Raw genomic sequence first — 19,895 nt, 5'->3', positions numbered from 1 at the left:
CTCTGATACAGAAACGGGTTGCTCGTTTTTCAAACACCCGGAATGAGCGGGAATTCGTGTTAATCCCGCGCCGAACTTCGGCTAACCCCGTGCTGGAAGCAGAAGATTGCTCTGATATTGTTGATAAATTAGGAAAACCATATCCATTGTTACAATTTCGTCTAGAATATATACCAATAAACGCTGTCTGTTTTGATTGATATTTCTAACAATACAAGCTTCAGGCATTCACGCCTTTGGGAGATTTACATGCAAGAAAATCACAAGATTCTGGTGGTCGATGACGACATGCGCCTGCGCGCACTTTTGGAACGTTATCTGACTGAACAGGGCTTCCAGGTGCGTAGCGTTGCCAATGCTGAACAGATGGACCGTTTGCTGACCCGTGAGTCATTTCATCTGATGGTTCTGGATTTAATGTTGCCTGGCGAAGATGGTTTGTCTATCTGTCGCCGCCTGCGCAGCCAGAGTAACCCGATGCCGATCATTATGGTCACCGCAAAAGGCGAAGAAGTTGATCGTATCGTGGGCCTCGAAATCGGTGCCGACGACTATATTCCTAAGCCGTTTAACCCGCGTGAATTGCTGGCCCGTATCCGTGCGGTATTGCGCCGTCAGGCGAATGAACTGCCGGGTGCGCCTTCTCAGGAAGAGGCTGTGATCTCCTTCGGTAAGTTCAAGCTGAATCTCGGTACCCGCGAGATGTTCCGTGAAGATGAGCCGATGCCGCTGACCAGCGGTGAATTCGCCGTGCTTAAAGCGCTGGTAAGCCACCCGCGTGAGCCGCTGTCCCGTGACAAACTGATGAATCTGGCACGTGGTCGCGAATACAGTGCGATGGAGCGTTCTATCGACGTGCAGATTTCCCGTCTGCGTCGCATGGTAGAAGAAGATCCGGCGCATCCACGTTATATCCAGACCGTTTGGGGCCTGGGCTACGTATTCGTGCCGGACGGCAGTAAGGCATGAAGCGAATACGCTTTTCACCGCGTAGCTCGTTTGCCCGAACATTGTTATTAATCGTCACCTTGCTGTTTGTCAGCCTGGTGACGACCTATCTGGTGGTGCTGAACTTCGCCATTCTTCCGAGCCTGCAGCAGTTCAATAAAGTCCTGGCATACGAAGTCCGTATGCTGATGACTGACCGGCTGCAGCTGGAAGATGGCACGTTGCTGGCGGTGCCACCGGCGTTTCGTCGCGAGATTTACCGCGAACTGGGCATTTCCCTTTATACCAACTCTGCGGCTGAGGAGAGCGGTCTGCGCTGGGCGCAGCACTACGAATTTCTCAGCCAGCAGATGGCGCAGCAGCTCGGCGGCCCGACGGATGTGCGCGTTGAGGTCAATAAAAATACCCCGGTTGTGTGGCTGAAAACCTGGTTGTCGCCTGACATCTGGGTACGCGTTCCTCTTACCGAAATTCATCAGGGCGATTTCTCCCCGCTGTTCCGCTATACGCTGGCGATCATGCTGCTGGCTATTGGTGGTGCGTGGCTGTTTATCCGCATCCAGAACCGACCCCTTGTCGAGCTGGAGCATGCGGCTTTACAGGTCGGGAAAGGCATTATTCCGCCGCCATTGCGTGAATACGGTGCTTCCGAAGTCCGTTCCGTGACGCGTGCCTTTAACCAGATGGCTGCCGGTGTGAAACTGCTGGCCGATGACCGTACGTTGCTGATGGCCGGTGTCAGCCATGACCTGCGTACGCCGCTGACGCGTATCCGCTTAGCGACAGAAATGATGAGTGATGATGACGGTTATCTTGCCGAGTCGATCAACAAAGACATCGAAGAGTGCAACGCCATCATTGAACAGTTCATCGACTATCTGCGCACCGGGCAGGAGATGCCGACGGAGATCACCGATCTCAACGGTATTTTGGGTGAGGTGATTGCCACTGAAAGCGGTTATGAGCGCGAAATAGATTCCGATCTGGCCGACGGTGAATTGCTGGTGAATGCGCATCCTCTGTCCATCAAACGCGCTGTCGTGAATATGGTGGTGAACGCTGCCCGTTATGGCAATGGCTGGATCAAAGTCAGCAGTGGCCGTGAACTTCAGCGTGGCTGGTTCCAGGTGGAGGATGACGGGCCCGGGATTGAGCCGGATCAGCTCAAACATCTCTTCCAGCCTTTTGTGCGTGGCGAGAGTGCCAGGACAACCAGCGGAACCGGGCTCGGTCTGGCGATTGTACAGCGCATTATTGATGCACATTCCGGGACTCTGGATATCGGCCGCAGTGACCGCGGTGGATTGAGGATCAGGGCGTATCTGCCATTACCGGTGGAGATGCTTAAAGCTGTGGCGGTACAGCAGAAACCGGTATGAATTAGGTTGGCTCATGATCCCAACAGGGGTTCTTTGAGCTGGTGGAGGTTTCGGTTTTTCACCGTACGTGAGGAACCGAAATTTTCACCATCCTGTAAAAGCTTCAGGTATAGCGTAAGCATTATGAAACCCCGGCGAGCGTTTTAACTTTTCCTGCTCATCACATAGTACTCCGCCGCTTCCTCCCGCCATCTTGGCGTCTCCGTCATATCCCACGGATTAACCAGCGTAATGCCGGCATGCGCAAACCGGTCACGGGAGTCTGTCGCCAGGCTGGCCTGATGTTGCAGGCAAATTGCCGCCAGTTGCATCTCGCGTTCAGTCATCTCCACGTTCGCTTGTTTTGATAAAGTCGCTACGCGTGGATAATGCAGTGCGCTGGCGGCGTCAAACGATAGCAGACGGCCCGCAAAGTCCTGGTTCAGCATGTCGAGCAAGGCATCGGCGAGGGCGTTTTTCGGGGAGTCTTCGGGCAAATTCTCCACCCAGACGAACAGCCCGGCGACACTCAGGCTGGTCAGATATAGCTGGCTGGTATCCTGTGCATCCAGCCATTGCAGTACAGTTTTTTGCGGTTTGGGGTTTATCATCTCCAGGATAACGGCAGTGCTGAGGATGATCATTTTGATGGCAGCTCCAGCGTATCTACATGCAGTAAGGAAAAGCGCTGGCGGAGCTGGCTGCCCAGACCGACGCCAGATGCGGGGGTGGTTAACGCCTGCTTCAGAATCAGCCGTGCCTCCTCTTCCATTGAGTGGCCTTTTTGGGCCGCCGCGATGCGCAGTAACTCTTTCACTTCATCATCCAGATTACGAACGGTAATGGTGGCCATTTGAGGCTCCTGTGACAGCAATGCGTGCATTGCTGTCATTCTGGAATGTGACTGAAAGGGTTGCAATAAAAAAGGCGCGTAAATCCGCGCCTGAGGAGGAATGGCAAGTCATTAACGCTGAGGGCCTGCACTGACCAGTGCTGCGCCAGCCGGGGTATCCGTATATTTATCGAAATTATCGATAAATAACTGCGCCAGGTGCTGCGCTTTTTCCTGCCACTGCTCGCGGCTGCCGTACGTATTACGCGGATCCAGAATATGGCTGTCGACGCCCGGCAGTTCGGTTGGCACCGCCAGATTGAACAACGGCAGCGTGAAGGTTTCGGCGTCATCGATAGTCCCGTTCAGAATCGCATCGATGATGGCGCGGGTGTTTTTCAGGGAAATACGTTTGCCCGTACCATTCCAGCCAGTATTAACCAGATAGGCCTGTGCGCCCGCCGCTTCCATGCGTTTTACCAGCACTTCGGAATATTGCGTCGGATGCAGCATCAGGAACGCAGCGCCAAAGCAGGCAGAAAACGTCGGAGTCGGTTCATTGACGCCACGCTCAGTACCCGCCAGTTTCGCCGTGAAGCCGGAGAGGAAATGGTATTGCGTCTGGGATGCGGTCAGCCGCGAAACTGGCGGTAATACGCCAAACGCATCAGCCGTCAGGAAAATCACTTTGCTGGCGTGCCCGGCTTTCGATACGGGGGTCACGATATTTTCAATGTGATAAATCGGGTAGGAGACTCGGGTGTTTTCCGTTTTGCTACCGTCATTAAAATCTATCTTGCCGTCTTCGCTGACCATCACGTTTTCCAGCAATGCATCACGTTTTATCGCGCCAAAGATTTCCGGTTCGGCTTCTTTGCTGAGTTTGATGGTTTTGGCATAACAGCCACCTTCGAAGTTGAAGACACCGTCGTCGTCCCAGCCATGTTCATCGTCGCCGATAAGTTTGCGTTTGGGATCGGTGGATAACGTGGTTTTACCCGTGCCGGAGAGGCCAAAGAAGACGGCCACATCGCCTTTTTCTCCGACGTTAGCCGAGCAATGCATCGACGCAATCCCCTGCAAAGGCAGCAGATAGTTCATCACGGCAAACATCCCTTTTTTCATTTCGCCGCCGTACCAGGATCCGCCGATAAGCTGGATGCGCTCGGTCAGGTTGAAAGCGATGAAGTTTTCGGAGTTCAGCCCCTGTTTCTGCCAGTCCGGATTGGTGCATTTCGCGCCGTTCATCACGATAAAGTCAGGCTCGAAACCTTCCAGCTCGCTGTCCGTCGGGCGGATAAACATGTTTTTGACGAAATGCGCCTGCCACGCCACTTCCGTAATGAAGCGGACTTTCAGACGGGAATTGGCGTTCGCGCCGCAGAATGCGTCAACGATAAACAGGCGTTTTCCTGAAAGCTGATTGCTGACCCGCGTTTTCAGCGAAGCCCAGATTTCCTGAGTAAGCGGTTTGTTATCGTTCTTTCCTTTGCCCTGATCAGCCCACCACAGCGTGTCGCGGGTGGTGTCATCACGGACAATGTATTTATCTTTCGGCGAGCGGCCGGTAAAGATGCCGGTATCGACATTCACTGCGCCCAGCTCCGTCACCTGCCCGCGCTCAAAGCCTTCCAGGCCGGGTGCGGTCTCTTCTTTGAAAAGAAGATCGTAATCAGGGTTATAGACGATTTCGCTATTCTGATGGATCCCGTAACGGGCGAGTGTTTCGGCGGTAACCCCGAGAGTGGTAGGCATTTCCCTGCTCCTTGAACTGAAATTTGAATCCCCTACGACAGAAGCCATAGGGATAAACTCATTATAATTGTAGGTATTTATCGATTTTTAACCGCGATTGGTATCAAAGAATAACGGGGGATGTAAATAATTTTATGGGATTGTGATGAAAGGCTCTTAATTTGTGCAAATGACGTTATGCAAAAGCAATAAAAAAGGGACTTTCAGCGAAAAGTCCCCAGATGGCGTTTGTTAACGATCAATGAATGTGATCATTTCCCGGATGAACGTCACCGTCCGTTTTCAGGGTTGCCAGATCCATCGCGTCAAACACATAGTCTGATCCGCAATAGTCACAGTGCATTTCAATTTTCCCGTCAGCTTCCAGCATTTCCAGAATTTCTTCATCAGGCAGCGTCAGCAGGGCTCCGGCGCAACGTTCACGTGAACAGGTGCAGCGGAAACACACATCCTGCGGTTCATACAGCGTGACTTCTTCCTGGTGATACAGACGATAAAGCACTTCGTTAGCCGGCAGGGTGAACAGCTCTTCCGCCTTGATGGTGGTGGTCAGCTGAGCCAGATGGCTGAATTCTTCCGGGTCAGTATCTTCGGCTGGCAGCACCTGCAGCAACATACCGCCTGCGGCTGGTTGGCCCTCAATTTCACCGGTACGGATGAAAATGCGGGTCGGCAGCTGTTCTGACTGCATGAAGTAGTTTTCCAGGCACTCCGCCAGATTTTCGCCTTCCAGGCCGACGACTCCCTGATAGCGCTCGCCCACATTTGGGGAAATGGTGATCACCATGTAACCGTTGCCAATCATCTCTTTCAGCGAGCTGCCTTCTGCGATATCACCTTGCAGGCGCGCGATACCGCGCAGTTCCTGACGGTTATTCCCGTTGATCACCGCCAGTTTCAGCGGGCCATCGCCTTGCAGCTGAACGGTGATGTCTCCGTCAAATTTCAGCGTGGCGGTCAGCAGGCTGGTGGCGACCAGCATTTCACCCAACAGGCTGCGGACTTCTGCCGGGTAATCGTGACCGGCAACGATCTGCTGGAAAGTTTCATTGAGCGCGACCAGTTCACCGCGGACGGCGTGATTATTGAACAGGTAACGGTGCAGTTGGTCGTGATTAGACATAGTTTTCTCTCTCAGTGACGATCACTCTTGATCGCCATATTTAAATTTGATCAGGTTGCGGCGCTCCTTTTTATCCGGACGTCTGTCCGGATGCGGCATCGCGTTCATTTTTCGCGCTTCCGAGATTTTCTCCCGGCTGACGATGCTCGCGTCGGTTTCCTGATAAAGCGTCTGCGCTTCTTCCGCACTGCGGCGCTGAGTCGTCAGCCCCAGCACGATGACCGTTTTTGTGTCATTTCCCTGACGAAGGGTGATTTCGGCATTCAGTTCCATCAGCTTGCTGGGTTTGCCCCGCTGGCCGTTGTAATGCACTTTGCCGCCGTCAATCATCTCGCGTGCCAGTGCACGGGTCTTATAAAAACGAGCCGCCCACAACCATTTATCGAGACGTACTGCATTGTCATCTTCTTCCGTTTTGCCTTTCATTTTTCTCCCCTGAACGTGCCGGTATTACCTGTCCGGGCCTGCCACGGGGTCAATCGAAGGCAACAGGCTGCGGAAGTCACTAATCGAGGGATAACCCTGAAATGACTTGTCTGCCATGGTGGAATCCGGGTTTTCTATACCCAGACAATAGCGGATACCGAAGGTTTTTGCCGCATTCAGGATGGGTTCACCGTCGTCGACAAATAATGTTCTCTCAGGATTAAAACCGGTCTGTTGTTGCACCGCAGACCACAACCGCTGATCTTCCTTCGGATAACCAAATGTATGGGTGGAAAGTAATAAATCAAGGTGCCGATCCAAACCGGTATGTTCAATTTTAACCGAAAGACTGTGAGGGTGCGCATTGGTCAGTAAAATGGTCTGCCGCCCGCTTTCACGCAGATGAGTCAGAAAAGGCACCGTATCATCACGTAAACGCGCATTTTTACCGATGTTGGTCGTCATCTGATAGATATCAAGATCTAAGCGTTTGCTCCAGTAATCAAAGCAGTACCAGTTCATGGTGTGCTGGACGGCCAGATATTCGTCATGAATAAGCTGGCGGGCATTTTCCAGCGGAATAGCGCGTTGTTCGCTCAGAGCAAGAGGCACATCTTGCAGCCAGAACTGGCTGTCGAACGCCAGGTCCAACAGCGTGCCGTCCATATCCAGTAAAACGGTATCAATGCATTTCCAGTCAAATTCAGGGGGCATAAAGGCTCCATATCCTGACGGCGGAGAAAGCGGATACCGCAGGAGCGAAAAGTAAAAGCAGGGAAGGGCGTCAGGGTAACATAATCTGACAAGGTGGCGCAGGAGCCACCTTGGGGTCATTAGCCCAGAGTATGAGGAGACACAGGCGTCAGCGTAGGGTGAAAGCACGAATTATAATATTGCTCAATATCGTCGATACGGCGTTTATCTTTCAGGAAACGTCGGATAAATAGCACGACATTGATGAGAAGAACACCCGTTAGCAGAAGCAGTAATAGACTGGTGCCCAGATAGCGCCACAGTGTTGAAATATCAGGCTCGCTATGCAGCGAGATATGGCGTGTTCCGTTGGCATCGACGCTGATACTGGTGATCACACCCTGTGCACTGAACGGGGTATGCAGCAGGAGGGTCGATAAATGCTGCAACTGCTTCCACTGATCCTGCGGCGGATTGGCATATAAACCGACCGGTGGCACAGGCATTTCAATTAACGGGTGGCCCTCATCATTGCTGATCAGGAACCCACCGGGCGGAGGACTATTCAGGCTATCTGCCGCTCGCCGGGTTTCCTGGATGAAGAACGAAGATGTTGCGCTGTTCACCAGTTCACTCAACGACTGGGCACTGACCGGGCGCAGCAGAACGTTGATCCCTTGCAATGAGCCTGCTTTCGCACGCTTAACCAGCGAATTCCAGTTGCTGGAATTCCCCAGATTGACCAATGCGTTTTTTAGTCGTACACAATCGTTGCTGTTGCCACATAATGTTTCGGTTTTCAGGACGATATCGGCAAAATCATCAAGCAGGATCATGCCGGATTTTTCAATGGCGGTAGCCAGTTGCGGGTTAATATTTTGTTCCGGGCTTTCCCCCGGATGCATCTGATTATTAACAGTCGTTTGCAACGCGGTGGCCGCATCAATAATTTCTGACTGTGGCACCGGCAACGGTGTGGCTGTATTCCAGTAGATTGCCGAGCAATCAAAAGGCATAAAACCGGACGCGGTGCGGTTGGCCGACGGAGGAACATAACACATGCCTGTTCCCTGAACTTTCAGGGTATCACCGACGCGCAGCGGGGCTTTTTCCAGCTCCTGAACACTGTTTACCTGTGAACTTTGTGCGCCCTGAAGCCACGCTATGCTGAGTTTAAGCGGCAAGCCAAGCGGCACATAAACCAGCAAGGCCAGCAGCAGAAGGAAGGCACTGGTGGCCAGCACCAGATTCTTCCCCCACTGCTGGAGCGGGAATTTTTTCACCTCATCGTGCAGCGACAGATAGTTACCCTGCCGGACGACCTGGCTGTTCATATACACTTCAATATCGGTTGGCTGGCCGAGATCCCGGCCAATATACGGTTGCCAGTGCGGCGGATAAACCAGATCGACGGCACCGAGTGAGATGTTGCTGATATCTCCTTGCTTGGATTCACCAAACAATCCCCAGCGTTTAGGTAATCCACGCAGACAGTGGATTTCTTTACGGTTTTTACCTAAACGTTCGGATACGACCCGCCAGACAATCCATCCGGCGAGCCCTGCGGAGATCGCCAGTAACCAGGGCAGGAACATCACAGGGCTTTGTAACGTGATGAAAAGCAGCAGCAGCACACCGGAGGCGGCCAGCGCTTCTTTGACCCCATTGGAGCGGGTTAGCGCATGTTCTTCGCGTGTCTCCCTGCGCACCTTCACCAGTTCAATATGTTCACTTTCTTCGTGGCGGATCGAAGCATTTTGCGGTGGCGTTGGCATGACAGCAGAAACCGGGGCCGGGCCTTCATACACATGATCGGCCAGCGTATGACCGTTCAGCGAGATAACCAGTGGCATCGTCTGGGTTTTGATCAGCTCGACCTGATTTTCCTGCGCGATATATTGCTCCCAGAAAGGGGGCAGGTGAATTTCAGTCGCATCAAGGAAGTAGCGCCATTTATTTGGGTCTTCACTTGCAATGCCATAACGGGTGATCGCGCGCTTGAGGCTGTAAACATTCTCGCTTTTGGTTGTCAGCGTAAGTTTATCGCGCAGGATAATCAGATTATTTCGGTGGGTAATCGGGGTCTGGCCGAGGCCTTCATTTTGCCTGAGGTAGCGTTCTACTGCATCTCGCTCTTTCTGTGAAAGTTTGCGCTGGCTCGGTGTGGTGAAACGCACGACGGACTCGTCGCGTTGGCGGCGGCGCAATACAAGCCAAAAATAAGACGCTGTGGCAATGATTGCGATGCACAACAACACCAGTGTCACGACTACTGTGCTCATCCGATCCCCGTTCAGACATGGGTGACTTACGTCAACTCTGTGAAAGTATTATACATAAACGAAATGCACATTCTGCGCGCGAGTGCCTTTTTGATAGGAATTTTATTATTGTTTGTCTGAATAGTGCGCATAAAAACACCACAATAAAGGATACCCGCATTTGTATAGCGCCGGGTATCGGTATAATCCTATTTTGCAGCACGAGTGTTTTTGTTAAAGAAAAACGACGGCATCGAGGAACCCATGTGTATTTTTTGTGCGACAGGTACTGTTTTTTCGGGAGATATTGTTCGGGAAATGAGTGCGGGCAGGACAGTTTTTCAGTAAATATTGCGATTCAGGCTCTCATTAACGCACAATGGCCTCAGATTACGGTCTTTTAACACAGAACGAACCCATTAGAACACCTCTGGTCAGGTGAATAATAAGTTGGGGATGAAATGACACAACACCTGCAAAAACCGAAAATCCTGAAGGTGGAAACCGTAGCCCGTTCTCGCCTGTTCACCATCGAATCCGTCGATCTGACGTTTAGCAACGGGGCTGAGCGTGTCTATGAACGGATGCGGCCATCTGACCGTGAAGCGGTGATGATTGTTCCGGTCATCGGTGATGAACTGCTGTTAATTCATGAATATGCTGTCGGTATCGAAAGCTACGAGCTGGGTTTCCCGAAAGGGCTGATTGATCCGGGGGAAGGCGTCCTTGATGCGGCTAACCGTGAACTGATGGAAGAGGTGGGCTACGGTGCAAGGCATTTCGATGTGCTGGCGAAACTGACCATGGCCCCGTCATACTTCTCCAGCCGCATGAATATCGTCATCGCCAAAGATCTGTACCTGAAAAGCCTGGAAGGCGATGAGCCGGAACCTTTGCCGCAAACCCGCTGGCCCATTTCGCGCATGATGGAACTGCTGCAACATCCTGATTTTTGTGAAGCACGCAATGTCAGCGCTTTATTTCTGGCGCATGATTTTCTGACACGAAACGCGCGTTGAACCGATGTGAAGTGCCTGTAAAAAAGCCGGTCATGCATTACGCAGACCGGCTTTTTGCTTTTTCTTATTGATCAGAACAGTTCGTGTTCCTGACCATTATCCATAATGGTTGTCCCGACTTCGTGAACGGCATGTTCCGTCGGCTGCGTTCCGTCGATGAAGTATTCCGGACGGCTGTTGCCACCACCGTCGGATAACTTGCCGGTACTCTTATCGATGGTCACCGTCACAATGCCAGGCGGTGGCGTTTGCGGTTGTTCCGGTACGCCTTCCAGCACGGATTTCATGTAATCATCCCACGCTGGCTGAGCGCTCTTCGCGCCGCCTTCATACCCTGAAATCTGATCCGGGATCGCGCCGGAAGCCGTTGTGCGGCCCAGGTCACGGCGGTGATCGTCAAAGCCAATCCAGACAGAAGTGACCACTTCCGGGCCGCCGTATCCGGAGAACCAGGCATCTTTCGAACTGTTGGTTGTACCGGTTTTGCCGCCAATATCATGACGTTTCAAATCACGTCCTGCACGCCAGCCTGTTCCCATCCAGCCCGGTTCGCCGAAGATGTTTGAGTTCAGTGCGTCGCTGATCAGGAATGACAGCGGTGCACTGATGACGTGCGGCGCGTATTGCTGCGCGGCATCGACCTGCGGCGAGTTCGGCGGAACCTGTTCCAGCTGGGGTGTCGGTACGCTGGCATTGTTGCCGGACGTAGACGTTGCCACGTTTTCAACATTGTCATCCGACAGCACGGCAGATTTTTGCGTTTCGCCGTAAATCACCGGGATATTACAGGTTCGGCAGGCAATTTTCGGTTTGGCTTCAAACTGTACCTGACCGGATTCATCGACGATTTTGGTGATGAAATACGGATCAACCAGGAAGCCGCCGTTGGTCAGCGTCGCATAACCACGCACAACCTGCAGCGGGGTGAAAGAAGCCGAACCGAGCGCCAGAGATTCAGAGTGAACAATGTTCGCTGCCGGGAAGCCGAAACGTTGCAGATATTCTGCCGCGTAATCCACACCCATCGCGCGCATGGCACGCACCATCACCACGTTCTTGGATTCACCTAAACCCTGACGTAAACGGATAGGGCCGTAGTACGTGGGTGGTGAGTTTTTCGGCCGCCAGTCAGTGCCCGCGCCAGCATCCCAGCGGGTAATCGGCATATCATTAAGAATAGTCGCCAGCGTCAGGCCTTTATCCATCGCGGCGGTGTACAGGAACGGTTTGATATTCGACCCGAGCTGACGAACCGCCTGATTGGCACGGTTAAATTTGCTCTGGTTGAAGTCAAAACCGCCGACCAATGCTTCGATTGCGCCATCCGTTGAGTTCAGGGAAACAATGGCCGAGTTGACGTCAGGAACCTGCGCCAGCCACCAGTCATCGCCCACTTTACGTACCCAGACTTGCTGACCGGGCTGAACCACGTCGGAGACGCGTTTCGGCGTCGGGCCCTGAGCGGTGTCGCTGCGATAAGGACGCGCCCAGCGCATGCCGCTAAATGGCAGGCTGATCACGGCGCGATTCGACATCGTGGCGGTGGCCTGAGTGTCATCCGTTGCGGTGATTACCGCCGGGAACAGGGGGCCATAAACCGGCAGCGTTTTCAGAGACTGAACAATCTTGTTTTCATCCCACGCAGTCTCGCCGACTTTCCACAACTGATTTGACGGGCCGCGGTAGCCATGACGCATGTCGTAGTTCATCACGTTGGTGCGCAAAGCTTCCTGCGCGGCCAGCTGAGTTTTTTTAGTGATGGTGGTGTAAACCATATAGCCGTCGTTATAGGCGTTATCTCCATAACGTTTCACCATCTCCTGACGCACCATTTCAGTCAGATAAGGCGCGGAGAATTCAATGTGCGGAGCGTGATAATTGGCGACCAGCGGTTCAGCGCGAGCCTGATCGTACTGCGCCTGCGTGATGTATTTCTCATCCAGCATACGGGCCAGCACGGTATTACGGCGGGCCAGAGAACGGTCATGGGAATACAGCGGGTTGAAGGTTGACGGCGCTTTTGGCAGACCGGCAATCACCGCCATTTCGCTGAGCGTCAGTTGATCAACATTTTTACCGAAGTAAACCTGCGCTGCGGCACCGACGCCATAGGCGCGATAACCGAGGTAGATCTTGTTCAGATACAACTCAAGGATTTCATCTTTGGACATCATCTGTTCGATACGGATGGCCAGGAATGCTTCCTTGATTTTACGGGTCAGCGTGCGTTCAGGGCTGAGGAAGAAGTTACGGGCTAACTGCTGAGTAATGGTACTCGCGCCCTGTGAGGCGTGACCAGACACCAGCGCAACGGAAGCCGCACGGAAAATACCGATCGGATCCACGCCGTGGTGTTCATAGAAACGACTGTCTTCTGTCGCGATAAACGCATGCACCAGCTCCGGTGGGATCTGGTCAAGTTTCAGTGGGATACGGCGTTTTTCACCGTACTGGGCGATCAAATCACCTTCAGCACTAAAAACCTGCATCGGTGTTTGCAAGCGCACGTCTTTAAGCGTGGCGACGTCGGGAAGCTGAGGCTCGATATATTTATACAAACCGAAGATCGAGGCGGCTCCCAGCAAAATGCAACACACTGCAAGAATCAATAAATACTTTACGAACTTCACCTGAGATTTCCCATTAAGTGTCAATTGGGCAGTTTATAAACAACCGCGCAGTAGTATAAAGGCAAGCCAGCAACATGGATACGTTCTTTTATTTACCTGACGATATGGAGATTGGGCGAAAATGCGACTACAAGCATGGCAGGTAGGTCTGGATATTCAAGCTGGTTTTGCCCGCGCGATTGCCGTTCAGCGCCCGCGTCATGGCTGGCAATTACGTCACTGGTGGCAACATCCGTTACCCGATTTCACATTGCGGGAGGGGATATTACATGAGACCGCGCCGCTGATCGCCATTTTATCGTGCTGGCGGAAAACACTTCCGGTGACATTTTCGCTGCGGATCAGCCTTCCTGCGCAGCGCATTATGCAGCAGCGGCTGGCAGTGCCGGACCGCCGGCTGTGCGAGCCTGCCCGCAGTGAATTTATCTTTGCCAGTGCGGCAAAACAGTTCCCGCTGAGCATGGAACATCTGGTGATGGACTATCGGGCCGCTCCTCATGGTGAAGATCAGATAGTGGTCACGGCAGCCAGACAGCAAGAAATCCAGCAATGGATGGCCAGCCTGGCGCAGGCGCAGTTGTACCCGAATGTGATTGAACTTGCCCCTTGCGCACTTCAGGTGGCCGCTCATGCCGCCGGGCTTCCCGGTGATGCTTTGCTTATCCATCCTCTTGATGATGGGATCTTATGGGCTTCTCCACATAGCTTGCCGTTTCAGTTTGGTTTGACTGACGATACAGAAATCGACGAGGCACTTGCACAGCAAATCCGCGCACAGTACCGCGCCGCCGCGTTGTGCCACAGTCAGTGCTTCTTTAGTGGTGAATCGCCATTGCCTGCGATGCAATGCTGGTCGCCGCTATCTGCCATTATTCAGTTGTCTGCGCCTTTGCCCGCTAATCCCGGGGCCTTCGCCCCGGCTGTCGGGCTGGCCCTGCGGCAGGAAGACTACTGATGCTGCAAATCAATTTATTGCCGTGGCGTCAGTTGCGCCGCCAGCGCCGGAGCCGCTACTGGTTGTGGCTTTTCACCTGCGTACCGGCAGTGGTATTCACCGGTGCCGTGTGCCTGGCCGTTGTGATGACGCAGGAAACCACGTTATTGCAACGCCATTTGTCGGCGCTGAATTCGGGCGTTCAGCAGTTATCCCGTCAGCAGATTCAGGTGGCAGCGGCGTTGTCACAGGTCAACGTGCTGAGAGCTGAGCGCCTCCTCAACCGCCAGCGGGTGGAAAAGAGCCATTATTATCTGCGCCTGCTGGGCTTGCTTGCAGCGCAGATCCCCGGGGAAGTCTGGCTGACTGAACTCACCGAGCATCAGGGTTTGCTAACGCTTAAAGGTGAAGGGCATTTTTATCACGATATTCTGGCCTTCAGTGAAACCCTGAGTACCAGCGGATTGCTCGATGAAGTCAGTTTATCGGACGTGCAGCAGATGCCTGACCGGCTTCTGCACTTTTCCATGAAGGCTCAGCTTCGGCTGGCAAAGTCTTTGCCAGATACGGAAGGTGTGCAATGACGTTACTTTTATCGCAGCGCCTTGAGCCGCTGATGGAAAAGCCGGGCTGGCAACGAGTGCTCATCCTGGCCGTGGGTGTACTGATTCTGCTTTTAATATCCTATCTGTTCGTGCTACGCGGAATATGGCGGCAACAGGAAGAACTGGCGTCGCAAATTGCCACTGAACAGCACGTGGTTTTGCAGTCTCAGGCTGCGCTGTTGCTTATGCCTTCGCTGAAAAGCCTGGAGCGCGAGTTACAGGAGAGCACGGCGCTACGGCAAACCGGTTTGCCTCTGGCGCAGCAATTCGCACAGCCGCTCAAAGACTCTCAGGCAAAACTGATTCGCTGGCAGCCTGCTTCGGGAGCGCAAGGGGAATTGCACATGCAGCTTTCTTTTCGCGCAATGACCCACTTTCTCTATGCGTTGCTGCAACGGCCGGGGCATCCCGTGTTCAGCGAACTGAGCATGCATACCAACGTTGCGGGGCTGAGTGCCTCAGTTCTGCTGGCCCAAGCTTCCTCCGCCGGGGGGCTAACCGAAGGTGCTGTTGCTGTGGAAGAAGAGCGTGATCCTTTCAACGTGCCGGAACCATCTTCTTGTCTTGATAATTCCCCGGTAGCCAGGTGGGTGCTGAGTGGGATAACTCATGTAGAAGGACGACCGTTTGGCTGGCTGCTCTCACCGGATGGGCTGTGGAGTAAGGTTGAGCCCGGCTCGCAAATCGGGACACCGCAATGGACGGTAGAAACGCTCGATAACCGGCAGGTTGGGCTGACGTTTAAGGATGTTCGCTGTGGTGCACAGCGTCAGGTTATCCAGTTGGGTAAAAATAATGATTCTCCAGGGAAGGGAAAATAATGAAATACATTAATTACGGCGCAGTACTGTTCCTGCTGTGCTTATGCTCCGGCGCGGTGAAAGCCGCCACCTCATCACCCGTTTCCCTGGAGTTCCAGTCATCCCCGGTCGGGATGGTTTTACAGGCGCTGGCTGATGCCCGGGAGTTGAATCTGGTCATCGCCCCCGGTGTTGAAGGGCAAATCAGCGTGAAGCTTAAAGAAGTGCCGTGGCAACAGGCTTTCGACATTATTTTGCGAATGAATCACCTGACCAGCCAGCAGCAGGGAAATGTTTTGCTGGTAGCACCGGAAATTGATCCGAAAATTCAGCAACAGGCCATTGAAGACGTTGCTGAGCAAAAAGCGCGGCAAAGCCCGCTGGTCAGCCTCACGATACCGTTGCAATACGCCGATGCGAAAGAGACTGCATTGAGCCTGAATGCTCAGAAAGGCTCGCTTTTATCCGTGAAAGGGAGTGCTACCGCCGACAGCCGTACCAACACACTTTTATTACGTGATACCCAGGAGGCTCTGATCGTTGTTGCACCGTGGGTAAAAGAAATGGATTTGCCTTTGCAACAGGTACAATTGGCCGCGCATATCGTGACGATGAATAGTGAAAGTTTACGTGAGCTTGGCGTGCGGTGGGGGCTCACCGGTGAGGAAGCCATCACGAAAGTCGTTCGCCTGAATAATCTCAGCATGGGAATACCGGTGGAGAATCCCATCTTTACGGCCGGTTTCAATCTTGCGCATATCAGTGGCCGGATTTTGGATCTGGAGCTGAGTGCACTTGAGCAGGAAGACAAAGTAGACATTATTGCCAGCCCGCGTCTGCTGACTGCGCATATGCAGACTGCCAGCATTAAACAAGGTACGGAGATCCCCTATCAGGTTTCCAGTGGCGCGAGTGGCAGTACATCCATTGAGTTCAAGGAAGCCGTGCTGGGGATGGAAGTGACGCCCAAAATTCAGCGCGACGGGCGCATACAGCTGGCCTTGCAAATCAGCCAGAATATGCCGGGGAGAAGCATCAAACAGGCCGAAGGCGAGGCGCTGGCGATCGATAAACAGGAAATTAAAACGCAGGTGACGGTAAAAGATGGTGAAACTATTGTACTCGGCGGGATTTTTCAGCGCAAAAACCAAAAGACAGAGACTAAAGTTCCTGTATTGGGAGACATCCCCGTTATGGGTTCCTTGTTTAAACACCAGTATACAAATGATGAGCGGCGTGAGCTGGTGATTTTCATCACCCCGACCTTAATCCGCACCCATTAAATGGGCATTCTCGATTAACGGAAACCGGACAATAACGTTGAGCCCATGCAACTTTTTGTGTTCTGAGGGGCTTCTGAGTTTGACGCTGCCTTCGATTTAGCTTACAAGGGTTACCGAATTGAGCACCGTGATCTTTTTATTACGACAGACACGCCGATAAAAACGTACGGTTTCCCTCCTGCGGCGTGCAAAGTGATTTATTCGGTTGCCAAACTACCAAGAGTGTTGAGATAATTTTTTTCTGATCTCGCACTATATCGCTCATGAGGTTTCAGTTTAGGTCCCGCCGCTAATTTGATTGGCGGGGCGGGTTATCATCAACGAATTGTCTTAGTAATACCGAAAAACATGGCAGAGAAACGCAATATCTTTCTGGTTGGGCCTATGGGTGCCGGCAAAAGCACTATTGGTCGACAGTTAGCTCAGCAACTCAATATGGAGTTTTTCGACTCCGATCACGAAATTGAGCGACGTACCGGAGCTGATGTGGGCTGGGTATTTGATTTAGAAGGCGAAGACGGCTTCCGCGACCGCGAAGAAAAAGTGATCAACGAACTGACCGAAAAACAAGGCATTGTTCTGGCAACAGGTGGAGGTTCCGTAAAATCACGCGAAACCCGTAACCGTTTGTCAGCGCGTGGCGTTGTCGTCTATCTTGAAACTACCATCGAAAAGCAACTGGCGCGCACACAACGCGACAAAAAACGTCCATTATTACAAGTGAGTGCTCCGCCACGTGAAGTGCTTGAAGCACTGGCGAGAGAGCGCAATCCTTTGTATGAAGAGATTGCCGACGTCACTATTCGTACCGATGATCAAAGTGCCAAAGTGGTTGCTAACCAGATTATTAACATGCTGGAAAGTAACTGATTATTGGTTTCTATCATTGCCTGAGGGTGTCAGTTAAAGAAGGTCACAGAGCACGACATGGAGAGGATTACCGTAACGTTAGGGGAGCGTAGCTACCCCATTACGATTGCTGCCGGATTGTTCCACGATCCGGCTTCTTTTATGCCGGTAAAGGCAGGCGATCAGGTCATGATAGTGACCAATGAGACGCTGGCCCCTCTCTATCTGGATGCTGTGCGTTCAGTGCTGGAGCAGGCAGGCGTTCGTGTTGATCAGGTCGTTTTACCTGATGGTGAACAATACAAATCCCTGACTGTTCTAAATGACGTGTTTTCCGCGTTGCTCGAAAAGCCGCACGGACGTGATACTACGCTGATTGCCCTTGGCGGCGGCGTTGTCGGTGATTTAACCGGCTTCGCCGCAGCCAGTTATCAACGTGGTGTGCGCTTTGTTCAGGTGCCAACTACGTTGCTCTCTCAGGTGGATTCCTCTGTCGGCGGCAAAACGGCGGTAAACCATCCACTCGGAAAAAACATGATCGGCGCGTTTTATCAACCTGCGTCGGTGGTGATTGATCTCGATTGTCTGCGAACCTTGCCTGCCCGTGAGATGTCATCAGGTCTCGCGGAAGTTATCAAATACGGCATTATTCTGGATGCCGATTTCTTTGTCTGGCTTGAAGACAACATGGATGCATTACTGGCGCTGGATATGAATGCGCTGGCTTATTGCATCCGTCGTTGCTGCGAGCTGAAAGCTGAGGTTGTGGCTGCCGATGAACGTGAAAACGGACTGCGCGCCTTACTGAATCTGGGCCATACTTATGGCCATGCTATTGAAGCAGAAATGGGTTATGGCAATTGGCTGCATGGCGAAGCCGTCGCGGCCGGTATGGTGATGGCGTGTTATACCGCGCATCGCCTGGGTCAATTCAGCCTGGGTGATATTGCCCGTGTGAAGGCCTTGTTAACCCGCGCAGGTTTGCCCGTGACGGGCCCGCAGGTTATGGACGCGCAGTCTTATCTGCCGCACATGATGCGTGATAAGAAAGTACTGGCTGGCGAGCTGCGTCTGGTGTTACCCAAAGCAATTGGTCAGTCTGAAGTACGCTCCGGCGTATCGCATGAAATGGTGCTGGCTTCGATTGAAGATTGCCGTTAAGAATGCGGCCACGGTTTTGGCCAGATAACGACCGATTTTACCAATGTCCAGCAAAGCTTTATATTTTTAGTCAGGATAGTAGCTCCGCGTAAAGCCAGTCAGAGGCTTTTAGCCGGGTTGGAGGTTTTAGATGGATGATTTAACACCGGAAGATGATCTCAAACCAGACACCAGCGATCGCCGCCCACCGCGTGCGCGCAAGCCGTCTCCTTCCATTCCAAAGGTCGCTGTTTCCCGTCAGTACATGATGATAGGCATCGGTATCGTGGTGTTGGTACTGCTTATTGTCGGTATTGGTTCGGCCATGAAGTCGCCAACGACTACCCCATCCGCGCAGCAGAACAACGGGCCTAAAGACATTAATCTTGCGGGCAACGATGCCGCTGCGCCGGCTCAGCCTTCGGCGCAAGCTCAGGCGAACACCGCACAGGCAGCCAACGGCCAGCAGCCGCAAAATATTGGCTTGCCTCCCGTTTCACCCACACCGACTGAAGCTCAACCCGTTCCCGAAAGCGGTCAGCCGAAAGAACGTGTCGATTTGCCTGGCGATATGAGCGATGCTTTATCTTCCCAGCAAAATCAGGTGGATGGCGTGGCACAGGGCAGCATGAACCCCGGCACACAGTCACTGACTTCTTTACCGACCGCTCCGGCTACGGTAAATGGTTCTGCGCGTAGTCAGGCTCCCGCAGGGTCTCAGACATCTGCTTCACATATCCGCCCTGCACCCGTTGTTCGTAATCCGCAGGTCGCACACGCTGTGAAACCCGCAGAGCACAAACCTGCTGCCACAACGCCGCATATGTCAAAACCGCAGACCACCAAATCATCCCCGGCTGCGACCTCTGTTGTTCCGGCTCCGTCTGTCGCTTCCGGCAGTGCGTCAGCCATTAAATCAGCACCCGGTTCGCACTTTACTCTGCAACTGAGCGGCGCTTCTCAGTCAAATACGCTGAATGCGTTTGCCAAACAGCAGGGCCTGAAAAACTATCTGGTTTATCAGACAGCCCGCGACGGGAAGCCGTGGTTTGTGTTGGTCAGTGGTAACTACGCTTCTTCTGCAGAGGCTAAACGCGCCATTTCCAGCTTGCCTGCGGAAGTTCAGGCAAAAAAACCGTGGGTCAAACCTGTACATCAGGTACAGCAAGACCTGAAAAAATGAATCTGATCTCAACGCGATTTGCTGTCTAAAAACAGGATACAATCCGCGGCTGTGAA

The 19,895-nt window shown here is 52.8% G+C and carries 18 protein-coding genes; 10 read left to right on the top strand and 8 right to left on the bottom strand.

Features of this window, described 5'->3' with window-relative positions; all coding sequences use genetic code 11:
- Nucleotides 1-249: 249 nt before the first annotated feature.
- Both ompR and envZ read left to right on the top strand, forming a co-directional pair.
- On the top strand, nt 250-969 hold the full coding sequence (ompR, locus tag CWS43_RS13595) for a two-component system response regulator OmpR (protein ID WP_009635740.1): 720 nt from the start codon (nt 250-252) through the stop codon (nt 967-969).
- Entirely contained in the window at nt 966-2,327 is a 1,362-nt protein-coding gene (envZ, locus tag CWS43_RS13590) for a two-component system sensor histidine kinase EnvZ (RefSeq protein ID WP_101077472.1), read from the top strand. The genes ompR and envZ overlap by 4 nt, the downstream gene beginning before the upstream one ends.
- 143 nt (nt 2,328-2,470) lie before the next feature.
- On the opposite strand, the gene CWS43_RS13585 is transcribed toward envZ, so the two are convergent.
- The 7 genes from CWS43_RS13585 to CWS43_RS13555 form a co-directional block, all read right to left on the bottom strand.
- A complete protein-coding gene (locus CWS43_RS13585) occupies nt 2,471-2,950 on the bottom strand; it encodes a PIN domain nuclease (RefSeq protein ID WP_101077471.1) in 480 nt (159 codons plus the stop codon).
- Complete coding sequence (locus CWS43_RS13580; RefSeq protein WP_101077470.1) at nt 2,947-3,159, bottom strand: plasmid stabilization protein; 213 nt, start codon at nt 3,157-3,159, stop codon at nt 2,947-2,949. Before CWS43_RS13580 ends, CWS43_RS13585 begins: the two co-directional genes overlap by 4 nt.
- Before the next feature lie 111 nt (nt 3,160-3,270).
- Nucleotides 3,271-4,893, bottom strand: coding sequence for a phosphoenolpyruvate carboxykinase (ATP) (gene pckA / locus CWS43_RS13575; protein ID WP_101077469.1), 1,623 nt, complete (start codon nt 4,891-4,893; stop codon nt 3,271-3,273).
- A gap of 238 nt (nt 4,894-5,131) precedes the next feature.
- Nucleotides 5,132-6,016 carry an Hsp33 family molecular chaperone HslO gene (gene hslO, locus CWS43_RS13570; protein ID WP_101077468.1) on the bottom strand — a complete coding sequence of 295 codons (885 nt, stop codon included), beginning with the start codon at nt 6,014-6,016 and terminating at the stop codon, nt 5,132-5,134.
- A 21-nt stretch (nt 6,017-6,037) separates the two neighbouring features.
- Nucleotides 6,038-6,442, bottom strand: a complete 405-nt coding sequence (gene hslR, locus CWS43_RS13565) for a ribosome-associated heat shock protein Hsp15 (protein WP_101077467.1) — start codon at nt 6,440-6,442, stop codon at nt 6,038-6,040.
- Nucleotides 6,443-6,466: 24 nt separating this feature from the next.
- Nucleotides 6,467-7,156, bottom strand: a complete 690-nt coding sequence (gene yrfG, locus CWS43_RS13560; protein WP_101077466.1) for a GMP/IMP nucleotidase — start codon at nt 7,154-7,156, stop codon at nt 6,467-6,469.
- A gap of 119 nt (nt 7,157-7,275) precedes the next feature.
- Nucleotides 7,276-9,417, bottom strand: coding sequence for an intracellular growth attenuator family protein (locus CWS43_RS13555; protein ID WP_198555835.1), 2,142 nt, complete (start codon nt 9,415-9,417; stop codon nt 7,276-7,278).
- A 440-nt stretch (nt 9,418-9,857) separates the two neighbouring features.
- On the opposite strand from CWS43_RS13555, the gene nudE reads away from it, so the two are divergent.
- A complete protein-coding gene (nudE, locus tag CWS43_RS13550) occupies nt 9,858-10,415 on the top strand; it encodes an ADP compounds hydrolase NudE (protein WP_101077465.1) in 558 nt (185 codons plus the stop codon).
- A 71-nt stretch (nt 10,416-10,486) separates the two neighbouring features.
- On the opposite strand, the gene mrcA is transcribed toward nudE, so the two are convergent.
- Nucleotides 10,487-13,045 carry a peptidoglycan glycosyltransferase/peptidoglycan DD-transpeptidase MrcA gene (mrcA, locus tag CWS43_RS13545; RefSeq protein ID WP_101077464.1) on the bottom strand — a complete coding sequence of 853 codons (2,559 nt, stop codon included), beginning with the start codon at nt 13,043-13,045 and terminating at the stop codon, nt 10,487-10,489.
- Between the two features lie 121 nt (nt 13,046-13,166).
- On the opposite strand from mrcA, the gene pilM reads away from it, so the two are divergent.
- The 7 genes from pilM to CWS43_RS13510 all read left to right on the top strand — a co-directional run bounded on the left by pilM (nt 13,167) and on the right by CWS43_RS13510 (nt 19,839).
- A complete protein-coding gene (gene pilM, locus CWS43_RS13540; protein ID WP_101077463.1) occupies nt 13,167-14,000 on the top strand; it encodes a pilus assembly protein PilM in 834 nt (277 codons plus the stop codon).
- On the top strand, nt 14,000-14,563 hold the full coding sequence (locus CWS43_RS13535) for a PilN domain-containing protein (protein WP_101077462.1): 564 nt from the start codon (nt 14,000-14,002) through the stop codon (nt 14,561-14,563). The genes pilM and CWS43_RS13535 overlap by 1 nt, the downstream gene beginning before the upstream one ends.
- The gene (locus CWS43_RS13530) at nt 14,560-15,405 is read left to right on the top strand and encodes a pilus assembly protein PilO (protein ID WP_101077461.1); all 846 of its coding nucleotides are present in this window, start codon (nt 14,560-14,562) and stop codon (nt 15,403-15,405) included. Before CWS43_RS13535 ends, CWS43_RS13530 begins: the two co-directional genes overlap by 4 nt.
- Entirely contained in the window at nt 15,405-16,667 is a 1,263-nt protein-coding gene (hofQ, locus tag CWS43_RS13525) for a DNA uptake porin HofQ (RefSeq protein ID WP_101077460.1), read from the top strand. The genes CWS43_RS13530 and hofQ overlap by 1 nt, the downstream gene beginning before the upstream one ends.
- 348 nt (nt 16,668-17,015) lie before the next feature.
- Nucleotides 17,016-17,537: a shikimate kinase AroK gene (gene aroK / locus CWS43_RS13520; RefSeq protein ID WP_014333540.1), complete on the top strand. Its 522-nt coding sequence runs from the start codon at nt 17,016-17,018 to the stop codon at nt 17,535-17,537.
- Between the two features lie 57 nt (nt 17,538-17,594).
- Nucleotides 17,595-18,677 (top strand): 3-dehydroquinate synthase, encoded by a 1,083-nt coding sequence (aroB, locus tag CWS43_RS13515; protein ID WP_101077459.1) that lies wholly within the window; start codon nt 17,595-17,597, stop codon nt 18,675-18,677.
- A 130-nt stretch (nt 18,678-18,807) separates the two neighbouring features.
- Nucleotides 18,808-19,839: an SPOR domain-containing protein gene (locus tag CWS43_RS13510; RefSeq protein WP_101077458.1), complete on the top strand. Its 1,032-nt coding sequence runs from the start codon at nt 18,808-18,810 to the stop codon at nt 19,837-19,839.
- The last annotated feature ends 56 nt before the right edge of the window (nt 19,840-19,895 follow it).

Origin of the sequence: Rahnella sp. AA, assembly GCF_002834385.1 — a bacterium.
GTDB lineage: Bacteria > Pseudomonadota > Gammaproteobacteria > Enterobacterales > Enterobacteriaceae > Rahnella.
The sequence above is the reverse complement of the archived record's forward strand: the minus strand, read 5'-3'. Positions and strand labels throughout refer to the sequence as shown.

Coding starts and splice junctions, on each gene's coding strand:
- pckA (WP_101077469.1), bottom strand. CDS start 4,893: ATGCCTACCACTCTCGGGGTTACCGCCGAAACACTCGCCCGTTACGGG.
- CWS43_RS13580 (WP_101077470.1), bottom strand. CDS start 3,159: ATGGCCACCATTACCGTTCGTAATCTGGATGATGAAGTGAAAGAGTTA.
- CWS43_RS13555 (WP_198555835.1), bottom strand. CDS start 9,417: ATGAGCACAGTAGTCGTGACACTGGTGTTGTTGTGCATCGCAATCATT.
- pilM (WP_101077463.1), top strand. CDS start 13,167: ATGCGACTACAAGCATGGCAGGTAGGTCTGGATATTCAAGCTGGTTTT.
- CWS43_RS13535 (WP_101077462.1), top strand. CDS start 14,000: ATGCTGCAAATCAATTTATTGCCGTGGCGTCAGTTGCGCCGCCAGCGC.
- CWS43_RS13530 (WP_101077461.1), top strand. CDS start 14,560: ATGACGTTACTTTTATCGCAGCGCCTTGAGCCGCTGATGGAAAAGCCG.
- envZ (WP_101077472.1), top strand. CDS start 966: ATGAAGCGAATACGCTTTTCACCGCGTAGCTCGTTTGCCCGAACATTG.
- hofQ (WP_101077460.1), top strand. CDS start 15,405: ATGAAATACATTAATTACGGCGCAGTACTGTTCCTGCTGTGCTTATGC.
- hslO (WP_101077468.1), bottom strand. CDS start 6,016: ATGTCTAATCACGACCAACTGCACCGTTACCTGTTCAATAATCACGCC.
- hslR (WP_101077467.1), bottom strand. CDS start 6,442: ATGAAAGGCAAAACGGAAGAAGATGACAATGCAGTACGTCTCGATAAA.
- yrfG (WP_101077466.1), bottom strand. CDS start 7,156: ATGCCCCCTGAATTTGACTGGAAATGCATTGATACCGTTTTACTGGAT.
- aroB (WP_101077459.1), top strand. CDS start 17,595: ATGGAGAGGATTACCGTAACGTTAGGGGAGCGTAGCTACCCCATTACG.
- ompR (WP_009635740.1), top strand. CDS start 250: ATGCAAGAAAATCACAAGATTCTGGTGGTCGATGACGACATGCGCCTG.
- aroK (WP_014333540.1), top strand. CDS start 17,016: ATGGCAGAGAAACGCAATATCTTTCTGGTTGGGCCTATGGGTGCCGGC.
- CWS43_RS13510 (WP_101077458.1), top strand. CDS start 18,808: ATGGATGATTTAACACCGGAAGATGATCTCAAACCAGACACCAGCGAT.
- CWS43_RS13585 (WP_101077471.1), bottom strand. CDS start 2,950: ATGATCATCCTCAGCACTGCCGTTATCCTGGAGATGATAAACCCCAAA.
- nudE (WP_101077465.1), top strand. CDS start 9,858: ATGACACAACACCTGCAAAAACCGAAAATCCTGAAGGTGGAAACCGTA.